Source organism: Legionella qingyii (genome assembly GCF_003990155.1).
Classification (GTDB): Bacteria; Pseudomonadota; Gammaproteobacteria; order Legionellales; family Legionellaceae; genus Legionella; species Legionella qingyii.
Genome location: NZ_RZGX01000013.1, coordinates 82,942 through 107,408 on the forward strand (window position 1 = coordinate 82,942; position 24,467 = coordinate 107,408).

Here is a 24,467-nt window from a genome sequence, read left to right on the forward strand (position 1 = left end):
TCCAATCTATGTTTAAATCGGAGTAAAAATGAATAAACAAAAAGGATTCTCGTTAATTGAAATTATGGTAGTGGTTGTCATATTAGGCATTCTCGCCTCCATAGTAGTACCTAAAATTATGGGACGCCCTGATGAGGCACGAAGAGTTAAAGCCAAACAAGACGTGCTTGCCATACAAAATGCCCTGGATTTATATAAACTGGATAATGGTAATTATCCTACTACAGATCAAGGTTTGATGGCCCTTGTTGAAAAACCCACATCAAATCCAGTACCTAATAATTGGAAACAATACCTCAAATCACTCCCTAAAGATCCATGGGGTAGAGACTACCTTTATTTAAATCCAGGACAACATGGCGATATAGATGTATTTACCTACGGTGCTGAAGGACAACCTGGAGGTACAGGTATTAATGCCGAAATTGGTAACTGGGATGAACCCAAATAATAAACTTCTTTGGATATTCACTACAGAGAGTGAAGTGCGAGGAAAGACAGAGCATGGAACTGATGTATGCAGGCAAGGATATGGAACTGCATCAATGAAACTATCCCCGTCTGCAGTAGCAGTTTCCAAGAGGTCTAATCAAGGTTTTACTCTCATTGAGATCTTGATTGTTTTGGTAATTATAGGCATTACCTTCGGTTTTGCCTTAATTGCTTTTGGTGACTTTGGTGAGAGCCGACGTATCTTGTTTTCAGCGGAACAACTCATGAACACGCTTCGTTTGGCCCAGCACCAAGCTATTTTGGAAACCAGCACGCTTGGTCTGCGTATTAACAATACAGGCTATCAAGTACTTCAACTGAATAACAACACTCAATGGAAAGCTATTTCCGATAAAGGAGTGTTTAAAATGACTTACTTTCCCAAAGACACACATATTACCTTAAAAACAATTAACCCAACTCCAGTGGGAGCTCCTGCCATTATTATTTCTTCCTCTGGCGAGCTAACTCCTTTTACATTAAATTTTGGTAGCAAAAAGGACAATAATTTGGCGTTACTGATTGGCAAACGAAATGGAGAGTTAAAATTTAATGTGGTACACACTAAATGAGACCTTATCATAATAAATCAGGATTCACCCTAATTGAGGTATTATTAGCACTTTCCATAATTGCTATTGCCTTAACTGCTTTGCTTAAAGCGATATCACAAAATGTCGAAACGACACGCCGAGTAAAAGAAAAATCAGTAAGTCACTGGGTTGCTATGCAAGGCGTGGCAATGATTCAGCTTAATTTATTACAAATTAATCAAAGTCAGGAAACAACCCAAGATTCAATGATGTTGAATGAGCATTGGTACTGGAGAGCAAAAGTAAGTTCGACACCACAAAAAAATATTCAAAAAATAGTTATTTCAGTCAGCACGGATAAAGCAGGTCCATTTAGAGAGGAACTGCAAGCATTCAGGTATGTACCATGAAAAAAAACATAACTTCCAAAAAAGTAAACGGTTTTACTCTGATTGAAATCTTAATTGCACTTGCAGTATTTGCCATTCTAGCAACCATCACCTCTTCCGTATTGTATAACGCATTTACCACACGCTCCCGCGTTAATGAACAAAGTGAACGTCTCAATGAGTTACAACTTGCAATAAGTCTCATTCAACAAGATATCAGTCAAACTGTAGAGCGCCCTATTCGCAGTAACGAGATGCGATTATTACCTGCATTTATAGGACAAACAAATTATCTTGAATTCACACGTGATGGTAATGTAAATCCTGGCAGCATTGAAAAGCGCAGCACCCTAAAACGAGTTGCGTATCTTTGCCAGCATGGAACGCTGATCCGTAGAACTTGGAATAGTCTCGACATAATTGATCAAAAAATCTATGAAGATAAGCCCTTGCTAAATCAGCTTAATAACTGTCATTTTGGTTATTTAAATCAAAACTTACAGATACTTCCTGAATGGAGAGAACAAGCAGTAGGCTTAAATCAACGTAAAGAGCCTTTTCCTAAAGCAGTACAAATTAATATGACTCTTCGGAATCAGGGCGAAATAAATTTACTTTTTATTCTACCGGGTGCACTTTATGTTTCAAGTTAAAACCATAAAAGGAAGTGCCTTACTCACCGCGCTTTTTATTATGACACTGGTCGCGATTGTCGCCACAGCCATGAGCACCAAAGTTCAATTAGATATTTATCGTACACGACTTATGATCACTCACGATAAAGTCTATCTCGCCTCACAAACAGTTGCTTTTTGGGCATTGGGTGAATTAAGTAATAAAAAAAATGAATTTACCAAAGCTAATGTCCAAGGAGTGGTAAGTTTATTCCCACATGATATGGAACATATCGACAGCGCAGTTACCTTAAAAGGTGCTCTTTATGATTTGCAATCTCGATATAATATTAATAATTTGGAACACAAAAAATCAATGATAGGATTCATAAATCTCATAAGTACAGCCGTGCCACAATATGCAGAAGCAGAAAAAGTCAAATTAACACTAGCAATTATTGATTGGCTTTCCTCCTATGATTTGGCGCGCGGTAATGACAATTACTTATCATATTATATGAGCCAAAAACCACCCTATTATCCTAGCCACCAATTTATGAGCAGCAAATCAGAACTACGTCTGGTAAAGGATGTGAACGCATCTCTTTATTTGGTCCTGGAACCTTTAATTACTGCATTACCTGAATTTACACCCATTAATATTAATACAGCACCGATAAAAGTACTCAAATCGCTAAGCGGCACAACCAATGAAACACAACTTAATGAATTAATTAAAGCGAGAAAAGAAAATGGAATTAAAGAATTAAGCAAAATCTCTGAAATACTCAAAAAACTTAATATAGCAAACGATCAAATAACCCTGGAGAGTAATTATTTTCTCAGTATCGCTTCGGCAACGAGTGATAACCTCAATTTAACTGTATATACCTTATTTAAACGAAATCGTGATAAAAAAGGAAAAATTTCTGTCAATATCCTCAGAGAAAGCGTTAATGTTTTCTAATCTCAAATACTACTGAGTTAATCTTCATCTTTAGTCGGTTGAATGGTGTTCTGATGGAGTATTTCGTCAGCTAACTCGTTACCGGCCTTAATATCTGATTCAGATAGCTTATTTTTTAGCAGCTTAAGTTCTCTAATCGCTTCTTCATTTTTATTTTTTGCAGCAATCTTAAACATGGCATATGCCTTAATCCAATCTTTATCTACACCCAATCCAGCAAGATACATATAACCTAATTTGGCTTGACCAATAGGGTTTCCTTGTGCTGCAGATTTAGTAAACCAATATACCGCCTGTTCGTAATCTCTAGGAATACCGGTGCCTGTAAGAAGTAACTGCCCGATTTCAGCTTGCGCCTCAGGCTGACCGCTTTGTGCAGCAGCCTGATACCAATAAGCTGCTTTTTCTGGATTTGCCTCAACGCCATAGCCTTTTAGGTAGTAATAAGCCAAATAAGTTTGTGCTTTAACATGGCCTTGATTCGCTGCTTGCGAAAACCAATAAAACGCTAATTTATCATCTTGGGCAATACCTTGTTGTTGTCCGGTATATAACAGACCTAAACTATATTGAGCCCTCACATCTCCCTGATCCGCTGCCTGTTGATACCAATAAAATGCCTGATTAACATCTTTTTTTGTTCCTTCCCCCATTATGTAATCATAGGCGAGATTTACTTGTGCCTTGCTGTATCCTTTTTTTGCAGATTTTTCAAACCATTCAAATGCAGTCTTTTTATTGGCTTGAACACCATCACCAGATACATACATTAAACCAACATTTCTTTGAGCAATTGCATTACCTTGCTTTGCTGATTTCATATACCACTTAAAGGCTTCAGGAAAATTTTGTTTTACCCCTTGTCCCAAATCATACATAAAGCCCAAACTAAGTTGTGCTAAGGGATTATTTTTATCCGCTGATTTTTGATACCAACTTATTGCTTGAGTGTAATCTTTAGCAACACCTTCACCGTATTGGTACATACGGCCAAGCAAATACATTGCCTCAACATTTCCATCCCGGGCAGATTGCATTAAATGAGGGTAAGCAGTGGTATAATCTCCGTTCTCATATGCAGCGAAACCAACAATTTCATCTGCAAAAGCAGTATTCATTACCAGCAATGCTGCTAAAATCACCCTACGCATGCTGACTCCAATTCAATCCTCTTATCTAAAGCGTAGAATAAAGAATCAACAAAGCAAGTCTGATGAGCGAATTAAACTCAGTATGTTCATTGAATATTATCTAAAAAATCAAACAATACTCAATATCCACTTGAATTTTATCCGTCTACTTTGGTTCATATCTTATTGGGGAGATTGGGATGCTGACACGATTTCCATATGGAGTCATCATTACTTTAGACGATGTAATTTAACCTTAAAAAATTAAATCCCTGCCATAACGCAGGGATTCTTATATTCTTTTTACTTCCCGGCCACCATCATTTTTTCAATGAGTACCGAACCACATCGTGTCGCAATATTTGGATTAATATCATTACCAACAGCAAGAATGGATTTAAATATATCCTTTAAATTTCCTGCAATCGTAATTTCATCAACAGGATATTGAATTACACCATTTTCAACCCAAAAGCCTCCGGCACCCCGCGAATAATCACCTGTTACAATATTTATTCCTTGCCCCATTAATTCAGTGACTAATAATCCTTTACCCATTATTTTCAATAAATCATCCAGATCACCTGCTGTCGGGTCAATTGTTAAATTATGGACTCCATCTGAATTTGCTGTTGTTTTTAAACCCATTCTACGCGCAGAATAGCTGCCCAATACATATTGCATCACACGACCTTTATCAACAATTATATTAGGGCGCGTTGGAACCCCTTCGCTGTCAAATGCTGAACTTCCTAAAGCACCTAGTAAATGAGGCTGTTCATAAATACGAATAAACTCTGGAAAAATTTGTTGTCCTATGGAATCCAACAAAAAGGTATTTTTTCTGTAAAGATTTGAACCGCTAATTGCATTAATAAAACTTGAAAATAAACCACTGGAAATTCGTGATGAAAAAATAACGGGGATTGCTTGTGTTTCAATCTGTTGTGCCCCCAAACGATTCACAGCGCGGTTAACAGCATTTTTAGCAATTACATGAAAATCAATCAAATCTTGAGGATTACGGACCGTTGTATAGTCGTAATCACGTTGCATTTCCTCTCCGTCCTTCGCAATTAAAGAGCAACTTAAACTATGGCGTGTACTGTGAATAAATCCAGATCCACCATATGTATTTGCAAAACCATGGTGCGATTCATAAGAGGATACATTCACTCCATCTGAATTCGCTATTCGCTTATCCAGTGATAAAGCATGACGCTCACATTTTAAAGCCATATCAATTGCTTGTTGTGGACTTATATCCCAAGGATGAAATAAATCAAGCTCGGGATGATTTTTAGTCATTAGCTCTTTATCCGCCAATCCAAAGCATGGATCTTCTGCGCTTACTCTTGCTATATCACAGGCCGCTTTAACCATCGCTTCCAACGCAGCAGGTGACGTATCTGTGCTACTTGCTCCACCCTTACGTTGACCAATATAAACAGTCAAACCAACGCCTTTATCCTCACTAAATGCTACGGTTTCAACCTCTCCCATGCGCACATCAACTGAGAATCCTTTATCATTATTCACTGCGACCATCGCATCGGTTGCACCTTCTTTTTTTGCGAGTTCAAGTACATCATTCATCAAACGAGTTAAATCTGTTGTTGACTTATGTACTTCACTATTGTTATGTTGCGTTCTAATTTGCATAAGAGATTCCGTGGTGTTGAATGATGTACATAAGGATACAATAACATGTCTTCACAAACCAATGTTTATCCTGCAAACAAATCATATTTGTTCCATTTATTATTTGTTCTTTGCTTCCTATTCGCCCCACTTTATTCCTATGCTGAGGGATATTGGCGGAAATTAAGCTCTGGTATTGAATATCAAGATCTTGCTGGAGGAATACTTTCGCCCTGGGCACATATTTATGCATTTCGTATCGATCTCAATAAAAATAAATTGGCATTAGTTAATGCAAAAAAATTATCCTTAAAAAATGCCTCTGCAGATCAATTTGCCGAACACAGCAAAGCCCTTTTAAGTATTAATGGAGGCTTTTTTGATCATCAATTTCATCCACTTGGACTCAGAATTAATAATAAAAAATTGATCAACCCTTTAAAACGAATTAGCTGGTGGGGAATTTTTTATATAAAAAATAATAAGGCCTATATTTCAAGTCTGAAACATTTTAACCATGATAGTGATATTGATTTTGCTATTCAAAGTGGCCCTCGATTATTAGTTAAACGGAAAATACCTTCTCTAAAACCAGGTATTGCCGATCGTTCTGCTCTGGGAATTACGGGTGATGGGAAAGTCATTATCCTTGTTTCAACTAATGCAGCAATGACTACCAGCAAGCTTGCTCAATTGCTCAGATCACCACCTTTGTCCTGCATCGATGCGATCAATTTGGATGGAGGAAGCTCGAGTCAATTGTATGCACACATTGGTTCGTTTCTATTAAATGTTCACGGATTTTCCAATGTCAGTGATGCTGTTATCGTAAAAAAAAGATAAAATGAGATACCGTGTAACCTAATAATCTGGGCGCAGTGTAGCACCCCGGATAATGGACTTCATAAAAAATAAAGATTCAGGGCTATCCCCCCATAACTACTAGCAATTTGTGCATAAACACACAACTTATCCACAAAATACTCCCATATTATTCTCTTGACCATCATCCAAAAACACATTATCTTGTTGTTAGTAGCCACACAAGACCCTATATATTGGGTTTTCTGCTATAATCTAATCAATAGTGAATAAATTTAACTCGACTATTCATAACAATAAAAACTGCGTGGAGGAAAAATGTCCGCAATTCTTGATCCGGTAAATGATGTACCGCAAACCAGTCAACTGGAATTGACCGCTAATGCCCCTGGTTTATTAAAAACTATTAAGCGCAATGGTAAAGTAGTAAATTATGATGATACGAAAATTAAAGTCGCAATTACTAAAGCATTCATTGCTGATGAAGGCGGTACAGCCTCTACCTCAGATCGTATTCATCAACAGATCGAAGATCTTACCCGTCAGATAACCCAGGTATTCAAACGTCGCTTACCCAGTGGTGGTGCAGTTCATATTGAAGACATTCAGGATCAAGTCGAATTAGCGCTCATGCGCAGTGGTCACTACAAAGTTGCTCGCGCTTATGTATTGTATCGAGAAGAACATCGTAAAGCCCGCGAAAACGAATTAAAACAACAGGCTATTGATAGCAAAGTCTTATTAATTACCATGCCCGATGGTGAGTTAAAGCCATTAGACACAGAGCGAATGAATACAATTGTTGCTGAAGCATGCCGTGATTTAGAACATGTCCAAGCAGAACCTGTTATTAAAGATGCGATGCGCAATCTTTACAATCAAGCAAAATTTGAAGACGTGCACAAAGCCCTGATCATGGCTGCTCGCACCCTGGTCGAAAAAGAGCCAAACTACACTTATGTTAGCGCTCGTTTGTTATTAGACAGTTTGCGTATGGAAGCCCTGAGTAAATTAGAAATTCACTCAGACGCTACTTTTGATGAAATGAGCAAACTTTATCCTGCTTACTTCAAAGAATATATCGCTCATGGCATCAAACAAGGAATTTTAGACGTAAAAATGGCCGATTTTGATTTGGAAAAACTCGGCAAGGCGCTATTACCCGAGCGTGACATGAAGTTTAGTTATTTAAGTTTGCAAACATTATATGATCGTTATTTCATTCATGATCACGGGGTACGGTATGAGCTTCCTCAAGCATTTTTCATGCGTGTTGCGATGGGGTTGGCGTTACGTGAACAAGATAAAAATGAAAAAGCCATAGAGTTTTATCAATTACTGTCTTCATTTGATTATATGTCATCAACACCTACCCTGTTTAATTCAGGTACCATTAGACCTCAATTATCCAGTTGCTATTTGACCACTGTTCCCGATCATTTAGATGGAATTTACAGTGCAATCAAAGATAATGCCCTGCTTTCAAAATATGCCGGAGGTTTGGGTAATGACTGGACTCCAGTTCGCGCGATGGGCTCACATATCAAAGGCACCAATGGAAAATCACAAGGTGTAGTTCCCTTCTTAAATGTTGCTGATGCTACCGCAGTCGCAGTAAACCAAGGCGGTAAACGCAAAGGTGCTGTTTGCGCTTATCTGGAATGTTGGCATAAAGACGTCGAAGAGTTTCTGGAGCTAAGAAAAAATACCGGGGACGATCGACGTCGTACACACGATATGAATACTGCATTATGGATACCCGATTTATTTATGATGCGTGTACGTGAAAATGGGGATTGGACTTTATTCTCTCCTGATGAAGTACCTAATTTGCATGATCAGTATGGTAAAGCGTTTGAAACACTCTATTGTGAGTATGAAGAAAAAGCGCGCCAAGGCCTCATCAAAAACACAAAAACACTATCTGCCGTCAAACTGTGGCGCAAGATGTTATCCATGCTGTTTGAAACCGGCCACCCATGGATGACCTTTAAAGATCCTTGTAACTTACGCTCGCCACAGCAACATGCTGGTGTAGTTCATAGTTCTAACCTGTGTACTGAAATTACACTCAACACTTCAGAAGAAGAAATTGCCGTATGTAATCTGGGTAGTATTAATCTTCCCGCTCACATCAAAAATGGCAAATTGGACGCTGAAAAATTAAAACGTACCATTAGAACTGCAATCCGTATGCTGGATAATGTGGTTGATATTAACTATTATTCTGTACCTCAAGCACGTAACTCCAACTTGAAACACAGACCTATTGGTTTAGGCTTAATGGGTTTCCAAGATGCATTATATGAATTAAAAATTGATTATGCTTCTCAAGAAGCGGTTGAGTTTGCTGATTCATCTATGGAGTTAATCAGCTACTATGCAATCGAAGCATCTTGTGATTTGGCTAAAGAACGGGGTAGTTATTCCAGTTATGAAGGTTCTTTATGGAGTAAAGGTATATTGCCAATTGATTCAATTAATCTATTGCAGCAAGCTCGCAATAAATACTTAGAACAGGATCGTTCACAACGTCTGGATTGGGAAAACTTACGCATTAAAGTTCGCACACAAGGAATGCGCAACTCCAATGTGATGGCGATCGCACCAACAGCAACTATTTCAAATATTTGTGGTGTTTCACAATCCATTGAGCCTACATACCAAAATTTATATGTAAAATCCAATTTGTCAGGTGAATTCACTGTGGTTAATCCCTATTTGATTGCTGATTTGAAAGCATTGAATCTTTGGGATGAAGTGATGGTCAATGATTTGAAATATTTTAATGGTAGCGTCCAACCAATCAGCCGTATTCCTGCTGAATTGAAAAAGCGTTATGCGACTTCTTTTGAAATTGACCCCATGTGGTTAGTTGATGCGGCTTCTCGTCGTCAAAAATGGATCGATCAAGCACAATCACTGAATATCTACATGGCTCAACCATCAGGTAAGAAATTGGATCAACTCTATATGCATGCATGGACACGCGGATTAAAAACCACATATTACTTACGCAGTTTAGGCGCATCCAATGCTGAGAAATCTACTGTAACTGATGGTGCACTCAATGCAGTTAAAATAATAGCTGAGGAACCTAAGGTATGTTCCATACTCGATCCAGACTGTGAAGCGTGCCAATAATCAGGAGAATTTAAATGTCAGAAAACATAATACAACACCAAGATATAATTCATACTGGTGCAACTGGATACGAACCACTCGAAATGGGGGCCGCGCGCATTCATGTTGATGATAAACGCATCATTAACTGCCGTGCAGACTTAAATCAGCTCGTTCCGTTTAAATATAAATGGGCATGGGACAAGTATTTAACCGCTTGTGCTAACCACTGGATGCCTAATGAAATCAATATGAGCGCTGACGTAGCGCTCTGGAAAGATCCTAACGGCCTTACAGAAGCGGAACGTTTGATAATCAAGCGTAACTTGGGATTTTTCTCAACAGCAGATTCGCTAGTTGCCAATAATCTGGTACTCGCTGTTTACAGACATATTACGAATCCTGAATGCAGACAATACTTGTTACGCCAGGCCTTCGAAGAAGCACTGCATACTCATGCGTATCAATACGTTATTGAGAGCTTAGGCCTTGATGAAGCGGAAGTTTTTAATATGTACCGTGAAATTCCATCTGTAGCGACTAAAGCAGCCTGGGCACTACCCTTTACTCAAAGCTTGGGTGATGAAACATTCCACACTGGTACTGTAGCAAATGATCAGCGTTTGTTACGCGACTTAATTGCCTTCTATGTAATCTTTGAAGGAATCTTTTTCTATGTTGGTTTCACACAAATTCTCTCCATGGGTCGTCGTAATAAAATGGTAGGAACTTCAGAGCAATTTCAATACATTCTACGTGATGAGTCCATGCACATGAATTTTGGTATTGATGTCATCAACCAAATTAAGATTGAGAACCCACACTTGTGGACACCTGAATTTAAAGAAGAAATGATTCAACTAATTCGCCAAGGTGTAGCATTGGAATATCAATATGCTAAGGACACTATGCCTCAAGGCATCCTGGGAATGAACGCCGAAATGTTTGAAGAGTACTTGCACTTCATTGCTAACCGTCGTTTAAACCAAATTGGCTTGCCAGAGCAATATCCTGGAGCTACAAACCCATTCCCATGGATGAGTGAAATGATGGACTTGAAAAAAGAGAAAAATTTCTTTGAAACTCGTGTCATTGAATATCAAGCGGGCGGCACACTAAGCTGGGATGATGAATAGCGGTAATTTAAAATTAGTTGGATAATCTCCTATACCTGTGTAAGGGTTTTAACCCTTACCAGGTAATAAATCATATAAATTCCATCAAACAAACTATCCTTGTTTTCTTTCATCCTTAAATAATTGTACAAAAAACTTATTCTGTTTTATAAGAAAATCTATAAGAAAAAAATAAAGATGACATTTTTCTTCCCTATAGTAGAATCTTAAATCAGTCGAAAATGCAATTTCGACAATTACTCAAAAAATACATTTCAATTCAAATTCATTTTAATTTGGTACAACACATGAGGTGACGAAATGGCCAAGAAGAATAAACAACAGGAAGATGATACTAATTATAGCTTTTTGCTCAAATGCATGGCGGCGTTCTCTGCTGCTGCAATAGCCACAGCAGGAGTTATTGCTGCAGTATCACTAAAATCAGCTGCAGTAGCAACAACTGCGCTAGCAGCGAAAACATTACTCGCATCAGCTTTTATTTTTACACCAGTATTACCCATTGCCCTTTTTGCAATTGGACTTATGCTCGTGGTACCTTTTTTATTTGGTTGTAACAATAATACTTATACTACAGTAAGAACGACTACTCCCGGATACAGGAGTTATGGAAGTTATAGTTTTTACACTCCTTCTTCTGTTTATAATGGCTTTCCTTATTCTGATTATGGTACAGGGACCGTTTATGCAAGTACCGCTCACTCACATGGACATCCTACTAGCGGAACAGTTCATGGACATAGCAGCAGTCATGTGCATGGACATGGTGACAGTCATGTGCACGGACATGGTGGTAGTCATGTACATGGCCACTTTTAATCAGCCTTTCCCTCATTTTTGAGGGAAAATTAAAACAGTTAATCTCATTGATTTTGTTCACTACTTATATGAAACCCAAGTGCAAAGATTGAGTTTTGCTCATTTTGAACTCCTGGGTTCCACTTTACTGCACTCAGGGTACAACACTCAGAACTTAGTTTACTGAGTCAATGATATTAATTTCTGTTTCGCTATTTCTCTTGCACGCTTCCCCGTTGAATAATCAGGCGTAGCATCATCTTCTATGTATTGAGCAAACGAAATAGTATGTGAATCCTTCTCTATCCAGCCAACAAACCATCCTAGTTGCTTGTCCTGATTACGTGAACCATCTTTCTTGAAGGGATTCCCTGCCCCAGTTTTACCATACAACTTCCAGCCTCCTGGCAAATTCTCAATAAATAGAAGGTCACGAGTCATTTGCATGGAAAAACGACTTACAGGCAACTTGTTTTGAGTTAAGGCAGATAAAAACTCAACTTGTTCCTGTGGTGAGATTTGCAATGAACTTGACAGCCAAGCGCGAACCAATCCATTATTCATACCCTTATCACCAGAAACATCCTGATTTCCATAATTAAGAACCTGCATATAATGTTTAAATTGCTCCATTCCTAATTTTTGCGTAATAAGCTGACTGTACCAAACGCAACTGTGCTGTATCCAAGTGGTTGGATTATGTGGCTGTTTCCAAACATCCAGCCAATCATTGTATCCTTGTTTGAAAGGCCATTCAGGATGAGTTTTATCGATTAATATGCCCTTATCAAACCCCATTAAACTGATTGCAATTTTAAAAGTTGAGCAAGGTGAATGGCGCTCCGTACATAGCCCTTCTTGTTTTAGCGTGACGTTGTTCTCTTTTGCTATAAAGCAGTTATTATTGGCAAAAACCACTGAATTAATTGCAAGAGAAGCAATAAAAAAAACAATACATTTTTTCATTTTATAAAACCATCCCATTAACTTGACTATCCCAAAGCATTTTGAAGTAACTCTCTTCATTATTTACCAATTCGGTAAAAGTACCTTCTTCGATAATAACTCCCCCTTCCATCACTACAATTCGATCCATATGGCGAATGGTAGAAAGACGATGGGCGATTGCTATGACTGTAGCATTATTTTGCTCCAGCATGGCATTAATCGATCGTTGAATTTCGTGTTCTGAAAGTGTATCTAGACTTGAGGTCGCCTCATCAAGAACTACAATGGATGCATTTTTTAAAAATGCTCGTGCAATCGCAATGCGTTGACGCTGGCCACCTGAAAGTTTTACCCCGCGCTCACCAACCAACGTATCATATTTCTCCGGTAGAGATTCGATAAAATCATCAATATTAGCCATTTCAGCTGCTCGTTTTATCTCTGCTTGCGTTGCATTCTCTTTTGCATAACCAATATTTTCACCAATAGAGCGGTGAAAAAGCATAATATCTTGGGGTATAAGAGCAATTTGTTGGCGCAAAGAATCTGAAGTAATCTCTGAAATCGGCTTATCATCAATCAAAATTTGTCCATCAGTAGGTCTGAAGTTTTTTAACAATAACGAAATTAATGTTGATTTACCTGCACCAGAGTGCCCTACCAAACCAATCTTCTCACCGGGTTTGATGAGTAAATTAAGATTTTTAAATACAAAAGAAGCTCCCTCGCGATATGCAAAAGAAAGTTGTTTAAACTCAATTTCCCCTTGATTTATCTGATATGCTTGTGCAGGAGGCACATCTACTTCATCATGAGGCATAGCTAAAATACCAAATGACGATTTGAAATCTCCTATTTCTTTTAAAAAGGTACAAAGACTACTCATCAGCGACCATAAATCGAACGAAATGGTAATGGCAGTGAGCATAACAAATAAAAAATCTCCTGTAGAAATCTCACCATGAATACGCAGATAAATCATAAAAATAAAAACCGCAATCAGCATGAACCAATACAGCACTGATCCGACTATATTGAATTTAAAATCATACTGATAAAGTTCAATTTGCCGAGGCACAAAATCAGCCGACATCAGCTCATTAACACGTCGATGTTCAGCTCGTCGTTTTGCGAAATAAAACAAAGAGAAAATATTGGTAATATTATCTGAGAAAGCACCTATAACCTGATGTTTGCTCTCAGCCATATTATTAGAAAGCTGATTCAGTTTAAGCGCCATAGGCAGCATAATTGCCATAACTAATACACACCAGGCCAGCATAAAACAAAACACACTAAAATTAACTACCAATAAAACAAAAACAGAAACAACAACTACACAAAAATGTTTTCCAACAACATGATGGAGATTAGCGAAAACACTATCATATCCATCCAAAAGGCCTTTTAACTTACTAATGACCGTACCACTGGGCGTATTTTGAAAATAATTATAGGAATGATGTTGGACATAATCATAAGCAGATGACAATAATCTTTGCCGAGCATAAGGCTCAGCTTTCCACTCCGCAAAATCACTAATTCGCCAAACTACATCCAGTACAATTTGCGCTGTAATAAATAGTACAATAGGAAACACCAATTGATGATATGAAGTAATCGTCTCGCTGGAAAACGCGTCCACCAGAAGCTTAAACGAATAGTTATTAGCAAAAATATAAATTGCAGTGAGCACCGGCGCCTGAAACATTAACACATACCACCAACGATAAGGCTTAATGACCTGCCATAAAAAATTCCAGGCTGAATGAAATGGATATTTTATATCTGAAGTGTCCATCATGCATGCTCAAAGTAAAAGGTCGACGAGTATATCACATTGAGCCTACAAAATGCTCATAATTAACTCATTCTTAATGATAAATTTCAAAATGAAAATTTAATTTTCCGCAGTGGAAGTTGAGATTTTTTAATGATAACGGTAGACTTATGACGTTAATTAAAGTCCCGGTGGCACAGCTGGATAGCGCAGCCCCCTCCTAAGGGGCAGGTCGGAGGTTCAAATCCTCTCCGGGACGCCAATGAAATCAAAGAGTTAATGATTTATAGTTTAAATAATTAAGATGTTATATTTTGCAGGTGCCTAGATGGGTACCTTAAAATTAAATATTACTTTCTGAAGCCCATATGATCATATTAAAAGTATTATCCAGCCCAGTAACTAGTAATCTTTTATCTGCAACAACAATTATTCTAGTAATTTATGGTTACACTCAATGGAAAAAAATTTACATAGCAGAAAGACAATCAAATAATTTTCTTAACATTGCTATGGATATTAATAGACTATACTTTTCTATCCTGGAACAGAGGCAGCCTGAATTCAGACCAAGCCATAATGATGATTTTATTAAGTATATTGATGATTATAAAATTCCCCCTCTTATGGAAATAGCGAAACAAGCGTATGTCATATCAAAAGAGATAAGTATTTTAGAAAAGACCCTAACCCTTCCCAAGAAAAATGATCAGAGCCTAACTTTATCAAGTTTATATTATCAGTATATTATCAAAGAGATAATAAAAAAAATCACTCTTAACATACATCTGTATTATGCTGATAAAAAGAGGAAACAAGAACAATTAGATCCAACACAAACCGAGCTATACAAATTTTTATATCCATCCTCATTTGCAGTTGATCCCAATCAATATGAGTTTGACGATAAAACAGGATTGAATATCATAAAAGACGATTTTTATGAGGTAATCATTACAGGATTTAATAGTGTATTATCAGCATTAGATAACCTATTGATTAAATAAATGATTCGTAATCAAAAGGTCGTGTGTTCGATTCACATCAGCGGCACAAAAAAAAGCTTAATAATCAATGAAATAATGAAATTTTTAAATATTATGTTTTTGTGCTACCTCGGTACTACCTTTTGAAAATTTTTAATAGTTCCTCTGAATTGGTATTGAGTCTAGATGTGACTTAAATAATGGGCATATGGCATTCATGCATATATAATGAGTGATTATGAATGCTCAAAGGAAATAAGTTGAGAACTGCCTTTATAGAAACCTCTGCAATTAACTGGTTTTATAAAAATCAATTTAATGCTGTCAGTGCTAATAAGCTACTTGCATCAAAAAACTTGATACCGGTCGTTGGTATGGATACCATTTATGAATTGGCACGTTGCTTTACAGTTGAATATGAGAAAGCTGTCAATCTTTTTAATTTTCTAAAACAACTAAAACCTGTATATAGCTGCCAAAGAAAAGTTTTATATGAACAAGAACTTAATAATCTAATGCAGGGTAGTAGTGTTGATCCTCTCTTGGGATATTATACCGAAGAAATATTAACTGATCGGATCAAACACTATTCAATGGGTATTTTTGATAAAACTCATGAGGAATTTATCATTGGAAGACAATTTTTTTGGGACGACTGCAGAGAAAAATTATGGAGTCCAGAAAATATTAAACGAAATAAAGGATTAACATTACAAGCTTATTTGACGCATTGCTTTAAGCAAATTGAAATAACTCCCTTGATATTACAAAAATGGATAGAAGAATTAACCGGAAAAATTTTGTCAAAAGACAATATTGCAACTCTTCTTAAAAAGCTGAATACACTTCCGGCATTGCGAACAGCATTATATTCCCAGTTTTATTTGAATTTTTTAATCATACGAAATCAAGCTACACCACGCGAAGATAGATTTACAGATAGCCTTCAAGTAATCGCTGCCTCGTATTTTTCTGTGATTATTAGCCACGATAATTATCTTCTCAATACTTTATTACCCTCTCTTAATCCCGATCAATTAGGGGAAAATATATCGAGTTTAGTCGATTCTGTTCATGGTGAACTGTGCGCAGTTGATTAAAAATATTGATATCTAAACCTTTGACTAGCTATTTAAGCAGCACTTTTTGTATTTTTTTCCACTGCCACAGGGACAAAGAGAGTTTCTTCCTGTTTTTTTCTTTTTAGTGGGGGTTGGCTTGGTTTCGCTATCAATTAATCCCTCTATATTACGATCATATTCCCAAGGAAATTCTATATAACTTGCGGTATTAATTAGATGATCGGAATTATTACATAGTATGCCTAATCCGATTGATTTATTGGCTTTATGACGGTATTTTTCAATAACGTTATTGCTTGGTTTTGGGTTTGAAGATCAATTAAAGATAAATTGTTTGATGCGATTAAAGATATAACGACTTTAGCAGGTGTTATGGGTATTACACACCTTCTTATTTTTCTTGGTCCACTTGATTTATAGTTTGATAGATTTTTAATAGCCTGATCAATGGCGTATAGTACACTGTTATCTAATTCTAGTAGAGAAAAAATAATCCATTTCGCAGAATCATCATTATACACACTGTATTCAGATATAATTTTTTTAATGGAGTCTGGAAGTTTTAACCTAAAATCAGGCGGGTTATCTAATAAACCTCGCTCATAAAGCATTAACTCATCAAATTTAGGAGAAGAGGAAGTGTAAATTATGTCGGGTACAGCTTCATGATTATCTGTAAAATTTGAATATTCTAATCTGGTATCTAGATACATCGAAAAAAGTGATAGTTCATCCCCATGCCAATCTTGTTCCAAGGATAAAATACAAAGTCTTCGTTCTATGTAATGTAAAAATGCTTCGGGAAATATATTTGTCTTTGTAATTAAATCCAAATCAGCTAAACATATAGAAAAAGGAAAATTATTATCTTGGAAAAGTCCTAGTTCTTGTAATCGCTTCATTTCACTACCAAGCCCAGCTAAATGAAATAATGATAATGAGATTGGATATATTTTTTGAATGGAGTTGCTAGCAAAACTTAATGTTCGGTCAGTTTCTGTTTCTTTAAACGTAACATGCTTGTTTGAGGCTATATATTTTATGGTTCTTATATTCTGAGTAAAGGCTTCAACTATATTACCAATAATATCAGCTGTTAAGGTTTTTTTATTTCCCCTCTGTGACTCAAATCTAAATTGTTTAGATTTTGCTTCAAGCAATATTAAAAAGGGGCCAAATTTAACTGCAATATCAAGTTCAGCGATACCTGTCTTCTTTTCTGGATCGGGGTAGGTTAAATTCTCGAAAATACAATCTTGAGGAAATATCCTTTTTAAAGCATTCGCACCTTCTTTTTCAAGCCATTCTGCCCTATGTTTTTGATATCTTGCATAAAATTTTTTATCAGTCTTAGCTAATAAATTAAATTTTTCCCAAGCTACATCCATAAGATTTGATAAATGTGAAAACAAGACTTTTCCGCAAGTCAAAATGTACATAGGGTGTTTTTGAATAACAATATCTCCATGACAATCGCTTTTAGAAACTCCGATTAATTTTTTTAAGGCATATACTTCATCTGAAGTTAATAAATAATCTTCGAGGGCTATAGGCAATATTTTTGGCATTGAAAAAATTAGCTCTTTCAAAAAGCTATATGCATAGTCTGCATCGTGGTTTTCAGATGGTCTAGAGTTATTCAGAGCGCTTTTAAATTGATTTAACCATTCACCATAATGCTTTTCAAGATCATAAATTATGGATGATATTGTTCCAACTAACTTAGTTGGACATAAACCTGATTTTTGTGAAAACCATTTATCAAAACGACCTTGAATCTCTAAAATCATTCGTTGTGTTTGTTCTGGGTAGGCATTGCCTCGAATAACCTCAGATGACATGCGTAAAATGTATTCAATAGATTCAATTTGATTATCATCCACGTGAGCCTCGCTCGGTGATATGGTATTAAATTGAACATATTCATCCAGTATGTCGTAACACTCAACAATCATTTGGGGAGTAGTAATTTTTTGAAATGAATCTCCAAAATTAGGTATAAGACTTTTGGCTAATGCTTCTAGCATAGCTGGATGCCTTCCGTATTTATCTCCAATTTGTAATTCTGGACTTAAAAAACATATGTAACCAATCATAACAGTAAGAAGTGTTTCAGCATCAGCTGAGCTAACTAAAGATTCAAGTTTTATCTTTGCTTTTTTTGCTTTTTCTTGCCAAAGTAATTCGATATTGTCCAATTTAATTCCATTTCATGCATTTATTAAATAATTATATATGAGTTTTTATGGACAAAAACTTTATAGACTAGGGTGCGCGTTGATACAATATATTATGCCCAAGAAATAATAACTGACTATATCAAGCAATATTCTGGTACATGCAAGTAATTTGATCTAAACAATAATTAATCAATTGATAAACTTATGGCATCAGGGAATAATGCACCAACCTTCTACTTTAAGGGTTTTTGCTATCCTAATCAGATTAAGGGTTGCTATATTGCGTTCACCACGCTCCACAGACCCCATATATCTGGATCCAGCCCAACTTCAGAAGCAAAAGACTCCTGAGAGTACCCCTTTTCTTTGCGGAGTTCCCTGATTCTTTCGCCTATTTTAATAAGTGCTGGATGTTTTTGCGCATACATTTAGAATATGCGCCCTATACTCATAAAACCACGGCTATGAGTATCATTTAGGGAGGCAATTCTCCAGCGAATATTGAGGACTATAAATGAAAAAATTTATCTTATTGTTTATTGTATTTTTAACAATTGAAACAACAAATGCAGCTGTTTTAAATTCCGGCCCATTCCCTTTTGACGGGGGTGAAAGCAAACCATACAGTTTTCTAAAGGTTATGATACCAAGAATTACTAAAGCAACATACGTGATTACTTGTGATATTATCAATCCTAATTATCAAAAAGAATATCCTGTTGTTCTTCAAATGAAACTTAATGTAGCCAATCAAAATCCATATAAAATATATTTAAATGGGGCACAATTGTCTTCTCCCTATTATCAAGGGGAATTAAACAGAAATATTAATCATCTTATGATATTTCCCGTTGAAATAAATGGGGGTGAAGCAGATTCCCATATTCAATTTCATAATTTAGATGATAGTGATACCGTCATAGTAAGCAATTGTGAAGCGCGATTTCTGACTTCGAGTTCATAAAGACTAAATTTATAAATTAAATTTGACCTGGCAGACATTTCTGATAAACTGGCAACTGTCAGATCAAGTTATAACTACTACAACTGACAAAGACCCGTATATCATCTCTTTAATTCAATCGATTTTCTAATTCATTTATACGCCGATTTAATTGATTAATTAACTTTCTTTGCTCTGCTTGAGCTGCTTTAGTCTCTCTCTCCCATAGTTTTTCTATGAGAAACACCGCCTCATCTTCTTGTCCATAGGCTAATAGTTGATCAATTTTCTTACGCATTTTCTTCTCCTGCATTAGTGGGGCGATTGATTTTCTCACCTTCTAATAATTTCGACATTCTTTCGTTCAAGTCGATAATTGCTATAGAGCTACTGTAATCTTTTAACATTCCTATTAAAATTTTTGCCTCACCAGAAGTGATCTCTTGATTTCCCAATGCCCTGAAAACCTCTGCACTCATAGGAAGTAATATGTTTGCATCTTTAACCTCATCTGGAAATTTCAGGCTTATAAAAGCATCATCTTTATTGCCATAAAGCCTTGGTATCAGTTTAGCAGCCAGCCATTTACGTGTGTCAATTCTAAGCCTAGAACGAGCGATAAACTCACCATTGCAAACACGCACACCTTGTTCGTTAATTATTTCATCTTGTGTTGAATCATCAGCTATATCTATAATTTCATCCACTAAGGTTTCAATTTGAGATATTTTGGCTTGCGCGTATTGGGTGTAAAATTCAGGATATTTATAACGCCATTTGTTAATGGTGGTTTTATCTGGCATATCATCATACATAGAACAAAGCTGTTTCAGCCCAACTTCATGAGTGGCTACCCGTTCGCAGATTAGGTTTACTAATTCTTGATTATAAATCGTTGGTCTTCCAACTTTCTTATTTAAATCCATAATTGCTACTCCTTTTAAGAAAATACTATTTGCTATTTAATACGGAAAACTCAACAAACTGCTTAGCTTTATGGCCAGGTTTACCGAGGTATTGAAATGATTGCCTATCAAACCATAATGCGGTTTTACCTTCCCATTCTCCATTGCGTTGTTTATCACAACGCAAAATACAATCGCACTCCTCCAGCTTTGCAGATTGTCTTGAATCGAGAGACATTCCATTTAATTGCATTTGTGCAATTTCTTCTTTGGCTTTGTTGCGCCACACTGTAAAACAATTGTCTGCTAAATCTGTAATAGCCCCGGTACCTTTACAATCTAATTTTGATGGCATTTGAGTTTCATCATTAGATTTACGGGGATGAACTACTATATGAACATGGCAATTATACTGGTTTTTGAAGTCACAAATTTTCTCGATAAATGCTTTTTGTGCTTTAAAATCCTCTTCATCTATTCCACATTTCATGAAGGAATCAATTACAAATACATCAATACCATAACGTTGGTGTGCATAAAGAAATACTTCAAGTAATCGATCTGACTTTGCTGTACCCACAAGGTCGAATAACCACAATTTATCTTCATACCATTCAAGAATTGCGCGAATATATTCTGGGGTTGGTTCAGCAAGACCTGCGGCTTGACGAGTTAATCTCTTTAACAATTTTTTAGGTTTTATTTCAAGGCTAGCAATACACACCCTCGCACCTTGTTGCATTGAAGACAAAATTATATGTCCTAACAATTGAGATTTTCCATGACCATTAATACCAGTCCAGATTGAAAGTTCATTAGGCCGAAAGATAATTTTATTTTGAATATATTGCCAGGGTGGGTTATAACCAAGCATTGTATGTGTATTGGGATAGAACTCCTCGATGACTTCTTCTGTATATAAACTTGCAGAGCGCAGCTCTTCGGGATCTAATGTGCGTGCTTCATCAAAACATTTTTTGATTTGCTCTTTTATTATTCTTTTTTGTAAACATTCATTAGCATCTTTGTATGGCAGTTTTACAATACGGCAACGATGGCGACCTAAACGCTCGATTAATTCGAGAGTTGCTGTTTGTCCTTCTCTATCATTATCCAAACAAAGGTTTATTTCATCAAAAATTGCCAGCCGATCAAATTCGTATTCAAGCCATTTTTGTTTATTACCACCTCCACCGCCGAAGGGAACTGAAAGAGCGGGAAAACCATATTGATATAAGCTCATTGCATCAATTTCGCCCTCACAAAGAGTGATTGTTCTGGAGTTATTAGGTATTAAATGCCAGCCAAACAAACACGGTTCACAATTTGGCTCAACGACAATTTGTTTTTTTCCATTAACTCGAATTAAACTAAGCTGTTTTACAAAAATAAGCTCATCTTCTCGCCAGTAAGGAAAAATAATATTATGACCTGCCTCCCCAACTTTATAAGCTTTTATGGTTTCAGAGGTTAATTTCCTTTCATTTATTAAATAATCCATTGTTGGTGAATTTTGTTTTACTGGGGAAGTATTTTTTAAAATCGGTTTAACAAATTTTAAGGTGCTATGAGCTTCAAATTTGGGTGTTGATATACCTAGATAGTGGCTTGCTTCTTTAAGGGCTTCAGAGATCTTTGAATTACGTTTAATCGCCCAAAGGTCAAGTAAATCACCTTTCTCACCCGTTGCAAAATCGCACCATACTCCGGCTTTATCACCCACTAGATGTACCTTTAGAGACTCACCAGACTCACCATTAATACTTCCTGTACACCATTCACTACCTTGTCGTTTTCCATTGGGTAATAAATATCGAGCTATCTCTTCAGCACGTTGCGCTAACATTACCGATATTTGTCTAAAATTATTCACGACCTACCCCCGACATTATATTTGTTGTATCGAATGATTTTTTTTGTTGAGAAAACTTCGCTGCATTTCTTAACCATGTATGAAAAGCCATTCCCCAATCAGAAAATTTACTTCCTTTAGCGATATGATGTTCCTTGAAGTGTTCAAATTCAGAGTCGATATCTAGACTTAATCCATTTGCTTTTTCTCGGTGTGATTCATTTATCGCGAACTTTTGAGGAAAAGTCTTTTTTATAGTTTTAACCCGTAATTTTTTGTTGGCTAATAATGTATATTGCTTGATGTTATTACTGATGTTATTAGGGGGGCTATTAGCACCAGGTGTCCCTGCTGATGCCACTAGGTGGATAGTGCTATTTGCTACTGGTGGCTGTGAGCACCCAGTGCTATCGGCACTAGGTATTGTTAATTGATAATGGTTACTAGACCCTGTCGTACGCAATATTTTTATTAGATATTTATTCTCTAAAGACTTCAGAGTACGTTTTACTGAATCGGTGGACATACCACAATCTATAGAAAGTGATTGATGAGACGGAAAACAGCTTGTTTTATTACCCATATAGCTAGCTAACATAACAAGCAATAACCTTTCATAAGCATTTAACATAAATGCATGAGAATGTTCCTGTCTTAAAAATCTATCGACTACAATTTGAGCTTGCATCATAACTCTGCTCTTAAACGTTGAACCCCGATAAAAAAATTCCGTTTAATTTCCTCACTAGACTTCTGACCGGAATAACAATCAGATATCATTTTGTCAGCGAGTAAAATCAACTGTGATAAAAAATAATCGCGATCCAAATGCGTTGTTTTCTTCATTATCAACCCCCTCTTACACCGTCGTTTATCAATTGACGTATTTCTTCAACTCGCCAAACAGTAATACGCGGACCTAACTTTGTAGGCTGAGGAAAACGGCCGTTTTTAACACCCTCCCACCATGAAGATTTACCAATAGGTATTATTGGAGGAACAGGTGGATTAGCTTTGGGATTACCCAGTATTTGCGATAAACGCAAATAGCCAGTTTGCGGTAGTTGATTCATTAAAAGTCACTCCTGTCTGTTGATGTTCTAAACAGTTTAAAAACTATTTTTTTGACTAAACAGACAGAAGGGTTAGGTAGGTTTCTCGAAAAACAGGGGGGTAAGTTAATAGAAGCCTAGTAAATATAAGAGCTATCTAAGGGGGTAGGTTTTTTAAATTTAATTTAAAATTTCTGCTCTTCCGCCCTTTTTACCTTTTTTAGTATTAATAACCGTTGCTATTCGCTCCTTAGATTCTTTTGAAAAGCATTTAGGATAAAGCTCTTCTATTAGCAACAAAGCTTGTTGTTTAAAAGAGAGACTTTCATTACGATTATTTATAACAGCTCTGTAAACATTGTTAGCTGCATCTAATTCTGGGGCATAATTCTCACATCCGTGATCCATTTGAAGGGGATTATTTTTTAGCTCCTCATGAGATAAATGTAGTTTGTCATTCATAACTCGTTGTAATTGTATTATTTGATCTTTTTTATCAAGTAGTTCAATTGATTGCGTGTATAGTGTTTGCCAATCGGCAATCTGAGCACCTATCTCTTGTACTGCTTCTTTTAATTTTAGAGGTATGTCAAATTGCATTCTTTCTGCCCATGCTAAAAATTTACCAGGTGTTATAGGATCAGGAAGTTGGCCAGCGCTATTATAATTTAATGCTAATTCTTTTATTTCTTCGAATTTTTTTACTAATGGCGATAAATGAGAATACATTTTTATGTTGTCCCATTTAATTTTTCCCGGATCTTTACCAAGAATTAAGGTAATCCCTTCTTCAATAGACCATAGTGCTTTTTTTCCAAAATAACTAAAATCAGCATTATAATATGGTTGATGAAAAAAAAGTTTTTTTTCATCATTTTCACGTTGCTCTCTTTGCTTTACAATTTCCTCATTGTAAAGTCTTTCAATCTCTTCTGCCCCAAGCTTTATCAAATCTGCTCGTATTTGCTCTTTAGGTATTGTTTCATAAGATACCTTCGTCTTATCCGATTTATCTAAAGTAGAGCAAATTGCCGCAGGCTGAATCTTTACTAAATAATCTATCTTTTTAATCAAAGCATCAACATCCATCACTT

Annotated in this window: 25 protein-coding genes and 1 tRNA gene; 13 read left to right on the forward strand and 13 right to left on the reverse strand. The window is 36.4% G+C overall.

Annotated elements, in window-relative coordinates; translation table 11 throughout:
• Positions 1 to 28 precede the first annotated feature (28 nt).
• The 5 genes from lspG to gspK are packed head-to-tail and all read left to right on the forward strand — an operon-like array spanning position 29 to position 2,995.
• Positions 29 to 451, forward strand: a complete 423-nt coding sequence (gene lspG / locus ELY20_RS10795) for a GspG family T2SS major pseudopilin variant LspG (RefSeq protein ID WP_110142367.1) — start codon at positions 29 to 31, stop codon at positions 449 to 451.
• The gene (gene gspH, locus ELY20_RS10800; RefSeq protein ID WP_276309317.1) at positions 438 to 1,064 is read left to right on the forward strand and encodes a type II secretion system minor pseudopilin GspH; all 627 of its coding nucleotides are present in this window, start codon (positions 438 to 440) and stop codon (positions 1,062 to 1,064) included. The genes lspG and gspH overlap by 14 nt, the downstream gene beginning before the upstream one ends.
• A complete protein-coding gene (gene lspI, locus ELY20_RS10805; RefSeq protein ID WP_110142368.1) occupies positions 1,061 to 1,435 on the forward strand; it encodes a GspI family T2SS minor pseudopilin variant LspI in 375 nt (124 codons plus the stop codon). The genes gspH and lspI overlap by 4 nt, the downstream gene beginning before the upstream one ends.
• Entirely contained in the window at positions 1,432 to 2,067 is a 636-nt protein-coding gene (gene lspJ / locus ELY20_RS10810; RefSeq protein WP_110142369.1) for a GspJ family T2SS minor pseudopilin variant LspJ, read from the forward strand. The genes lspI and lspJ overlap by 4 nt, the downstream gene beginning before the upstream one ends.
• Complete coding sequence (gspK, locus tag ELY20_RS10815) at positions 2,054 to 2,995, forward strand: type II secretion system minor pseudopilin GspK (RefSeq protein ID WP_110142370.1); 942 nt, start codon at positions 2,054 to 2,056, stop codon at positions 2,993 to 2,995. The genes lspJ and gspK overlap by 14 nt, the downstream gene beginning before the upstream one ends.
• Positions 2,996 to 3,012: 17 nt before the next feature.
• On the opposite strand, the gene ELY20_RS10820 is transcribed toward gspK, so the two are convergent.
• A complete protein-coding gene (locus ELY20_RS10820; RefSeq protein WP_110142371.1) occupies positions 3,013 to 4,146 on the reverse strand; it encodes a tetratricopeptide repeat protein in 1,134 nt (377 codons plus the stop codon).
• A gap of 282 nt (positions 4,147 to 4,428) precedes the next feature.
• On the reverse strand, positions 4,429 to 5,787 hold the full coding sequence (gene pmbA, locus ELY20_RS10825) for a metalloprotease PmbA (protein WP_110142372.1): 1,359 nt from the start codon (positions 5,785 to 5,787) through the stop codon (positions 4,429 to 4,431).
• Positions 5,788 to 5,832: 45 nt separating this feature from the next.
• Here pmbA and ELY20_RS10830 point away from each other — a divergent pair, with 45 nt between their 5' ends.
• The 4 genes from ELY20_RS10830 (at position 5,833) to ELY20_RS10845 (ending at position 11,666) form a co-directional block, all read left to right on the forward strand.
• Positions 5,833 to 6,609: a phosphodiester glycosidase family protein gene (locus ELY20_RS10830; protein ID WP_110142373.1), complete on the forward strand. Its 777-nt coding sequence runs from the start codon at positions 5,833 to 5,835 to the stop codon at positions 6,607 to 6,609.
• A gap of 297 nt (positions 6,610 to 6,906) precedes the next feature.
• A complete protein-coding gene (locus tag ELY20_RS10835) occupies positions 6,907 to 9,732 on the forward strand; it encodes a ribonucleoside-diphosphate reductase subunit alpha (RefSeq protein ID WP_110142374.1) in 2,826 nt (941 codons plus the stop codon).
• Positions 9,733 to 9,746: 14 nt separating this feature from the next.
• Positions 9,747 to 10,847 (forward strand): ribonucleotide-diphosphate reductase subunit beta, encoded by a 1,101-nt coding sequence (locus ELY20_RS10840; protein WP_110142375.1) that lies wholly within the window; start codon positions 9,747 to 9,749, stop codon positions 10,845 to 10,847.
• A gap of 300 nt (positions 10,848 to 11,147) precedes the next feature.
• Positions 11,148 to 11,666, forward strand: coding sequence for a hypothetical protein (locus ELY20_RS10845; RefSeq protein WP_110142376.1), 519 nt, complete (start codon positions 11,148 to 11,150; stop codon positions 11,664 to 11,666).
• A gap of 159 nt (positions 11,667 to 11,825) precedes the next feature.
• Here ELY20_RS10845 and blaOXA read toward each other — a convergent pair whose 3' ends face one another.
• On the reverse strand, positions 11,826 to 12,611 hold the full coding sequence (blaOXA, locus tag ELY20_RS10850; protein ID WP_110142405.1) for a class D beta-lactamase: 786 nt from the start codon (positions 12,609 to 12,611) through the stop codon (positions 11,826 to 11,828).
• 1 nt (position 12,612) lies between these two features.
• Entirely contained in the window at positions 12,613 to 14,397 is a 1,785-nt protein-coding gene (locus tag ELY20_RS10855; protein ID WP_233590567.1) for an ABC transporter ATP-binding protein, read from the reverse strand.
• Between the two features lie 161 nt (positions 14,398 to 14,558).
• Between ELY20_RS10855 and ELY20_RS10860 the strand changes: the two genes are divergently transcribed.
• The 3 genes from ELY20_RS10860 to ELY20_RS10870 all read left to right on the forward strand — a co-directional run bounded on the left by ELY20_RS10860 (position 14,559) and on the right by ELY20_RS10870 (position 16,459).
• Positions 14,559 to 14,635, forward strand: a tRNA-Arg gene (locus ELY20_RS10860).
• A 106-nt stretch (positions 14,636 to 14,741) separates the two neighbouring features.
• The gene (locus ELY20_RS10865; protein ID WP_110142377.1) at positions 14,742 to 15,380 is read left to right on the forward strand and encodes a hypothetical protein; all 639 of its coding nucleotides are present in this window, start codon (positions 14,742 to 14,744) and stop codon (positions 15,378 to 15,380) included.
• Positions 15,381 to 15,601: 221 nt separating this feature from the next.
• On the forward strand, positions 15,602 to 16,459 hold the full coding sequence (locus ELY20_RS10870; RefSeq protein WP_110142378.1) for a hypothetical protein: 858 nt from the start codon (positions 15,602 to 15,604) through the stop codon (positions 16,457 to 16,459).
• 24 nt (positions 16,460 to 16,483) lie between these two features.
• Here the strand turns inward: ELY20_RS10870 and ELY20_RS17170 are convergent, their stop codons facing one another.
• A complete protein-coding gene (locus ELY20_RS17170; RefSeq protein ID WP_110142407.1) occupies positions 16,484 to 16,726 on the reverse strand; it encodes an SEC-C metal-binding domain-containing protein in 243 nt (80 codons plus the stop codon).
• Positions 16,684 to 18,639, reverse strand: a complete 1,956-nt coding sequence (locus ELY20_RS10880) for a hypothetical protein (protein ID WP_110142379.1) — start codon at positions 18,637 to 18,639, stop codon at positions 16,684 to 16,686. The genes ELY20_RS17170 and ELY20_RS10880 overlap by 43 nt, the downstream gene beginning before the upstream one ends.
• A 496-nt stretch (positions 18,640 to 19,135) precedes the next feature.
• On the opposite strand from ELY20_RS10880, the gene ELY20_RS10890 reads away from it, so the two are divergent.
• Positions 19,136 to 19,585: a hypothetical protein gene (locus ELY20_RS10890; protein ID WP_110142380.1), complete on the forward strand. Its 450-nt coding sequence runs from the start codon at positions 19,136 to 19,138 to the stop codon at positions 19,583 to 19,585.
• Between the two features lie 109 nt (positions 19,586 to 19,694).
• Here ELY20_RS10890 and ELY20_RS16775 read toward each other — a convergent pair whose 3' ends face one another.
• The 7 genes from ELY20_RS16775 to ELY20_RS10915 all read right to left on the reverse strand — a co-directional run bounded on the left by ELY20_RS16775 (position 19,695) and on the right by ELY20_RS10915 (position 24,462).
• The gene (locus ELY20_RS16775) at positions 19,695 to 19,862 is read right to left on the reverse strand and encodes a hypothetical protein (protein WP_158618874.1); all 168 of its coding nucleotides are present in this window, start codon (positions 19,860 to 19,862) and stop codon (positions 19,695 to 19,697) included.
• Positions 19,855 to 20,490, reverse strand: a complete 636-nt coding sequence (locus tag ELY20_RS10895; protein ID WP_110142381.1) for a terminase small subunit-like protein — start codon at positions 20,488 to 20,490, stop codon at positions 19,855 to 19,857. The genes ELY20_RS16775 and ELY20_RS10895 overlap by 8 nt, the downstream gene beginning before the upstream one ends.
• Positions 20,491 to 20,515: 25 nt before the next feature.
• The gene (locus ELY20_RS10900) at positions 20,516 to 22,342 is read right to left on the reverse strand and encodes a toprim domain-containing protein (protein ID WP_110142382.1); all 1,827 of its coding nucleotides are present in this window, start codon (positions 22,340 to 22,342) and stop codon (positions 20,516 to 20,518) included.
• On the reverse strand, positions 22,335 to 23,012 hold the full coding sequence (locus ELY20_RS10905; protein WP_110142383.1) for a helix-turn-helix domain-containing protein: 678 nt from the start codon (positions 23,010 to 23,012) through the stop codon (positions 22,335 to 22,337). The genes ELY20_RS10900 and ELY20_RS10905 overlap by 8 nt, the downstream gene beginning before the upstream one ends.
• Positions 23,009 to 23,167 (reverse strand): hypothetical protein, encoded by a 159-nt coding sequence (locus ELY20_RS16780; protein ID WP_158618875.1) that lies wholly within the window; start codon positions 23,165 to 23,167, stop codon positions 23,009 to 23,011. The genes ELY20_RS10905 and ELY20_RS16780 overlap by 4 nt, the downstream gene beginning before the upstream one ends.
• A gap of 2 nt (positions 23,168 to 23,169) precedes the next feature.
• On the reverse strand, positions 23,170 to 23,394 hold the full coding sequence (locus ELY20_RS10910) for a helix-turn-helix transcriptional regulator (protein ID WP_110142384.1): 225 nt from the start codon (positions 23,392 to 23,394) through the stop codon (positions 23,170 to 23,172).
• A gap of 159 nt (positions 23,395 to 23,553) precedes the next feature.
• Entirely contained in the window at positions 23,554 to 24,462 is a 909-nt protein-coding gene (locus ELY20_RS10915) for a hypothetical protein (protein WP_110142385.1), read from the reverse strand.
• Between the last annotated feature and the right edge of the window lie 5 nt (positions 24,463 to 24,467).